The sequence below is a fragment of the bacterium genome, from assembly GCA_030654305.1.
Taxonomy (GTDB): domain Bacteria; phylum Krumholzibacteriota; class Krumholzibacteriia; order LZORAL124-64-63; family LZORAL124-64-63; genus PNOJ01.
Genome location: JAURXS010000401.1, coordinates 1 through 5527 on the forward strand (window position 1 = coordinate 1; position 5527 = coordinate 5527).

A 5527-nucleotide genomic window follows, 5' to 3' on the forward strand; every position below is an offset into this window, starting at 1 on the left:
GGTTACCTGCATCTGGATCGTCTACGAGGCCGTGCAGCGGCTGTTCTTCAGGAAGGTGGAGATCGAGGCTTCCTGGTGGGCCTTCGGCGTGATGCTGTTCTCGATCGTCGTGGACGTGAACCGCTCGCGCATGCTGCAGCGGGCGGCCCGCAAGCACGGCAGCCAGGCGCTCGAGGCCGACGCGCTGCACTTCGCGACCGACGTGTGGAGCTCGTCCGTGGTGCTCGTCGGGCTGGGACTGGTGTGGCTCGGCGGACGCCTGGGTCCCGCGTGGGGCTGGCTGGCGCAGGCCGACGCCCTGGCGGCGCTGGGCGTGGCGGTCATCGTGGTCGGGGTCAGCGTGCGGCTGGGCCGGCGCGCCGTGGCGGCCCTGCTGGACGAGGCGCCGCCGGGGTTGACGGCGGCGGTCGCCGCCGCGGTCGTCGACGTGCCGGGCGTGCAGGCGGTCGGGCCGGTGCGCGTGCGCGCGAGCGGGGCCGAGACCTTCGTCGACCTGACCGTGGACGTCGCGCGCAGCGCCTCGCTCGAGGAGGCGCACGCCGTCGCCGTCGCGGTCGAGGCGAGGGTGCGGACCGTGGCGCCGCGCTGCGACGTGGTGGTCCACGTCGATCCCGTGAAGAACCGCGACGAGAGCCTGCCGCGCACCGTGTCGGCCGTGGCCGCCCGGCTCGGCCTGCGCACCCACGGCGTGCACTCCCACGAGGTGCGCGGCCGCTACTACCTGGACCTGCACGTCGAGATGCCCGAGCACCACACCCTGGCCGAGGCCCACGCCGCGGTCGACCGCTTCGAGGCGGCCGTGCGCGCCGAGCTGCCCCACGTGCAGGACATCCGCAGCCACCTGGAGCCGTTCGCGGTGCCGGTGGACGAGCCCGCGCCCCTGACCGCCGCCGCGGAGTCCGACCTCGTCGCGCGGATCGGTGCGGCGGCCGCAGAGGTCTTCGGCTACGGGCGCTGCCGCGTCGACCGCCTCCACGCGGCGCCCTGCGGCATCGACGCCGTGCTGACCTGCCGGGCCGACCCGCACCTGACGGTGGGCGAGGCCCACCAACTGGCGCACGCGGCCGAGGTCTGCTTGCGCTCGCAGGTGGCGGGGATCGGCCAGGTGCTCATCCACGTGGAGCCGGAGGGCCGGACGGAGCAACCGCTCTAGCGCGCCCGCCGCTTCTCCCCGATGACCAGCGTCGTCTGGTTGGGGCAATCGCACACCGTGTACTCGGCGGGGGGGATGGTGTAGACGCGCCGCTCCTCGAAGCCGTCCATCAGGTTCGTCGCCGACCACGTCGCGGGGAAGACGGCGATCCAGTCCATCCGCTGGTACAGCTCGTTGAGCGTGGTGCGGCCGAAGGCGCGGCCGTGCAGGTTCAGGCCGATCAGGTCCAGGACGCGGCGGTCGGAGAAGTAGCGCAGCGCGCCGGCGTCGTTCACGCCGACGACGGCGTCGGGGGGCGTGACGCTGCGCAGCCACTGCGCGGGCTGGATGTTCATGCGCGCGATCGCGGCGCCGTCGGATTCCAGGCGGGAGCGGCGCTCGCCCCAGGCGCCGAGGCAGCCGGCCAGCGCGGAGAACAGCAGCACGCCGCCCAGGACCAGGCCCGTGGCGCGGCGCCGGTCGGGCAGCAGCCCGGGCACGCACGCGATCGCGGCGCCGAAGCCCGCGCCCGCCGCCGCGGTCAGGGCCAGGGCCGGCGGGTCGGCCCAGCGGGTCCAGTAGTAGCCGGACAGGCCGATCTGGCGGCCCGCGACCACGGCCAGCAGGTAGGCGACCGGCGCCAGCAGCAGCGACAGGGCGGCGACGTCGCCCGCGCGGCTGCGGCGCCGCGCCAGCAGCACGGCCAGGGCCGCGGCCCCGATCAGCAGGGCGGACGCCGTCAGCGGGCCGTTCTGCGCGAGCAGCTCCCAGGCCAGTCGCAGCTGGTCGGGGCCCAGGCCGAAGCCGGCGGACTTCACGTAGAAGGTAGCCGGCAGGGGCCGGCCCGTCGCGACCAGGCAGAACAGCGCCCACAGCGCGGCCGGCAGCAGGGCCAGGCCGAGGTCGCGCGCGAACCGCCGCCGGCCGCCGCAGTCCACCCACCCCAGCACCAGCACCGGGAAGGCGATCAGCGGCGCCGCGACCGCCATCTCGGGCCGCGCCGTCACCCCCAGGCCCAGCAGCAGCAGCCCCGCCATGCGGCGGCCGGCGACCAGCGCCGCGGTCCCGCCCAGCCACAGCGCGAGCGTCAGCGGCGTCTCCATCCCCGACATGGCGGCGAAGGCCAGCCGCGGGTCCGCCGCCAGCACGCAGGCCGCGACGATGCCGGCCGCGCGCGAGCCGGTCAGCGCCCGGGTCAGCGCCGCGAGCGCGAATAGGGCGGCCAGGGCCGCCAGCAGGCCGATCGCCTTGACGGCCAGCACGACGGCGTCGTCGCCGGCGAACTGCAGCGCGTGGGCCGGCGAGCTGACGATGGCCCACAGCGGGCTCGTGGCGCCGGACTCCTGCTGGCCGGGGTTGTAGGCGAAGCCCTGCAGGTGGGCGAAGGAACGGGAGTAGACGCGGTGGATCCAGGCGTCGTCCAGCGGGAAGCCGGTGCGGGCGTGCGGGCCGCCGCCCAGCAGCCAGGCGGCGCCGGCGAGCAGGACGATCACCGGCAGCAGATCGAGCGGGCGCGGCCTGGCCATGGGGGAATCCTTCCTGCTTCGAACCCCCGGAACCATAGGGGAACGCGGGTTCCGCGTCCAGTCGCGCGATCGCATGCAACCGCGTCCCGACGGCGTGCGTCTTGGCAGGGTACGGGCGGCCGGGCGGGCCGCGCTCCCCGACGAAAGGCACGGCGATGACGCGCAAGCGGATGGCGATCGGTGCGGCGGCCCTGTTGACCCTCGCGGTCGCGGGCGTGTTCCTGTGGCAGGGCGGCAAGCTGCCCTTCGGCACTTCGAAGGCCGTGGCCGGCGCCGACACCACGCAAGGGGGGAAGGACGACCCCGAGGACGTGGCGGTGCCCGTGGAGCTGGCGTCCGCCTCGCGCCGCGCCATCGCGGCCTACTACCGTTCGGCCTCGACCGTGGAGGCGGACCGCCAGGTGGAGCTCGTGACGCGCGTCGGCGGCCGCGTCCACGCGCTGTCCGCCGAGGAGGGGGACTGGGTCGCCCAGGGCGCCGTGCTGGCCGAGCTGGAGAACGAGCGCGAGAAGGTGCAGCTGCGCCAGGCCGAGCTGAAGCTGGAGGACCAGCGCCGCCAGCTCGAGCGCAACCGCGCCATGATGGACCAGAAGCTGATCAGCGACCAGGAGTTCGACGTCGTGCGCGGCGCCCACGAGCTGGCCGAGACCGAGCGCGACCTGGCCCGCATCGCCCTGGAGGAGACGCGCCTGCGCGCGCCCTTCGCCGGGCAGATCACGCAGCGCCGCATCGTGGCGGGGCAGCAGGTGGCCGCCGGGGAGGCGATGGTCACCCTGGCCGACTTCTCGCCCCTGCGCGTGCGCGTCCACCTGCCCGAGGCGATCGCGCGCAAGGTGTCGGCGGGGCAGCGCGTGCTGGTCACGCCGGACGCCGAGGGGGCCGACCTCGAGGCGGTCGTCGAGCGCATCTCGCCGGTCGTCGACCCCGCCACCAGCACGGTGCGGCTGACGCTGCTGCTGCGCGACGCCGGCGCCGCCGTGCGCGCCGGCGGCTTCGTCAAGGTGCGCATCACCACCGACACCCACACCGACGCGCTGGCGGTGCCCAAGGCGGCCCTGGTCGAGGAGGGCGGGCTGCGCAGCCTGTTCGTGGCCGAGGCCGACACGGTGCGCAAGGTGGAGATCAACGCCGGGCTCTACGACGAGCAGTACGTGGAGGTGCTCGACGGCGTCGAGGAGGGGGCCTTCGTCGTGACGGCCGGGCAGGGCGGCCTGCGCCACGGCTCGCGCATCTCGGCCCTGAACGCGGCCGCGGCGGGCTACGGCGAGGCCGTCGTCGCCAGCGCGGCCGGACGCTGAGCGGGGGCGCGCCGTGAAGACCATCCGCTTCGCCGTCACGCACCCGGTCACGGTCTGGATGTCGACCATCGCCGCCGTCGTCTTCGGCGTCGTGGCCCTGGGCCGCCTGGACATGCGCCTGCTGCCCGCGATCCGCTACCCCAGCGTCACGCTGCAGACCGAGTTCCCCAACACCGCGCCCGCCGACGTCGAGAACCTGGTGACGCGCCCCCTGGAGGAGGCGGTCGGCGTCGTGCCCGGCCTGCGCCGCGTCCACTCCATCAGCCAGAGCGGCCTCTCGCAGATCACGCTGGAGTTCGGCTGGGGCACCGACATGGACTACGCCTCGCTGGACGTGCGCGAGAAGGTCGACCTGATCCAGCTGCCCGACGAGGCGCTGCCGCCGGTGCTGCTGAAGTACGACCCCGCCCAGGACCCGGTGCTGCGCATCGGCCTGTGGGGCGACGCCTCCCTGGCGCGCCTGCGCGCGGTCGCCGACGAGGTGCTCAAGCGCGAGATCGAGTCGCTGCAGGGCGTGGCCGCGGCCAAGGTCTCCGGCGGTCTCGAGGAGGAGATCCGGGTCGAGGTCGACGAGGACCGCCTGTCGGCGCTGGGCGTGCCCATCGCCGCGGTGGCCGAGGCGCTGGCCCAGGAGAACGTCAACGCCTCGGGCGGCCGGCTGCGCGACCGCAACGCCGAGTACGTGGTGCGCACGCTGAGCCGCTTCGCCTCGGTGGACGACATCGGCGAGGTGATCGTCGGCGCGCGCGACGGCCGCGGCGTGAAGCTGCGCGACGTGGCCGCGATCACGCGCACCCACCGCGAGCGCACGACCATCACCCACGTCGACGGGCGCGAGAGCGTCGAGATCGCCGTCTACAAGGAGGGCGACGACAACATCGTCGACATGGCCGCCGCGGTGCGGCGCCACCTGGAGCGGGTGGCCGAGCAGCTGCCCGAGGGCATGGAGGTCGCGGTCCTGTTCGACCAGTCGGTGTTCATCGCCAAGGCCGTGGGCGAGGTGCGCGACAACGCCCTGCTGGGCGGCCTGCTGGCGGTGCTGGTGCTGTTCGTCTTCCTGCGCGAGCTGCGCAGCACGCTGATCATCAGCGTGGCGATCCCCATCTCGATCGTCGCCACCTTCATCCTGATGTACGGCCGCGGCGTGTCGCTGAACGTGATGTCGCTGGGCGGGCTGGCGCTGGGCGTCGGCATGCTCGTCGACAACTCGATCGTGGTGCTCGAGGCCATCCACCGCAAGCGGGAGGACGACCCGGGGCTGTCCCCCGCCGCGGCGGCCGAACGCGGCGCCGCCGAGGTCAGCGGCGCGGTCGTGGCCTCGACCCTGACCACCGTCGCGGTGTTCGTGCCCATCGTCTTCGTGGTGGTGGGCGTCGCGGGCCAGATCTTCCGCGACCAGGCGCTGACGGTGACCTTCTCGCTGCTGATCTCGCTCGCGGTCGCGCTGACCTTCACGCCGATGGCCGTCGCCTTCGGGCAGGGCGGGGGCGGGGAGCCGGCGCGCGGCCCGGCGCCGCTGCGCGCGCGGATGTCGGCCTGGACCCGCTTCGCCGGCGGCGGCCGGCCGGCCC

General features: G+C 74.7%; 4 protein-coding genes. 3 read left to right on the forward strand and 1 reads right to left on the reverse strand.

What is annotated here, in order from left to right; translation table 11 throughout:
* Positions 1 to 1153 (forward strand): cation diffusion facilitator family transporter (locus tag Q7W29_11485; GenBank protein ID MDO9172440.1); only part of this gene is annotated, 1153 nt, incomplete at its 5' end.
* On the opposite strand, the gene Q7W29_11490 is transcribed toward Q7W29_11485, so the two are convergent.
* Positions 1150 to 2658, reverse strand: a complete 1509-nt coding sequence (locus tag Q7W29_11490) for a hypothetical protein (protein ID MDO9172441.1) — start codon at positions 2656 to 2658, stop codon at positions 1150 to 1152. The genes Q7W29_11485 and Q7W29_11490 overlap by 4 nt on opposite strands.
* Before the next feature lie 155 nt (positions 2659 to 2813).
* Here Q7W29_11490 and Q7W29_11495 point away from each other — a divergent pair, with 155 nt between their 5' ends.
* Together Q7W29_11495 and Q7W29_11500 are read left to right on the forward strand one after the other, a co-directional pair.
* Entirely contained in the window at positions 2814 to 3956 is a 1143-nt protein-coding gene (locus tag Q7W29_11495) for an efflux RND transporter periplasmic adaptor subunit (GenBank protein ID MDO9172442.1), read from the forward strand.
* 13 nt (positions 3957 to 3969) lie between these two features.
* Positions 3970 to 5527 (forward strand): efflux RND transporter permease subunit (locus tag Q7W29_11500; protein ID MDO9172443.1); only part of this gene is annotated, 1558 nt, incomplete at its 3' end.